The sequence below is a fragment of the Vibrio sp. Y176 genome, from assembly GCF_033438945.1.
This window is the reverse complement of record NZ_JAWOQS010001207.1, coordinates 1-513: the sequence shown is the minus strand read 5'-3', so window position 1 is coordinate 513 and position 513 is coordinate 1. Positions and strand designations below refer to the sequence as shown.

Below are 513 nucleotides of genomic sequence, written 5' to 3'. Positions count from 1 at the left end.
CAAGTTTCACCAGCGTTGTAGAGATCCGCCTCAGCATAAAACGATAGGAATGGGCTTTGCTCTTTAGGGAAATCGAGTCGAAATGCGCCCAACACTTGAAGATCCGGAGTCGCAGCCGTGACTTTATCCGACCACAAACGCCAACCTGTCTCATCTTGCTGCCAGATGATGTCGACTTCGCCTTGCTTGATGTTCAATGGGGCTTGGAATACATCCCCGTACGGGAAAACATCATCAATGACCGTGACTTTCGCTTTCGCTTGCTTCAAGTCACCCGCAACGCTGCCTTGCACATGTTGAAAGCCCGGCAGCAGTTCCCATTGAGTCATAGCTAACTCATCGAGGTCCGCCGAATAACGCAACGTATCTAAGCCACCATTCATGGCTAAACGAATGTCTTCAACACGACCTTTCGGCGCTAATTTATTGAGTAAGTCACTGGTTGATTCCGATTCCGGCGCGAGCTTAACGAGTGGAATCAACGCCTCAATGTCGAGCTGAGAAAGGTTGAGC

At 49.9% G+C, this 513-nt stretch carries 1 pseudogene; it reads right to left on the bottom strand.

Annotated elements, in window-relative coordinates:
- Nucleotides 1-513: pseudogene (locus R7O13_RS31010) on the bottom strand (hypothetical protein); the annotation flags it as partial.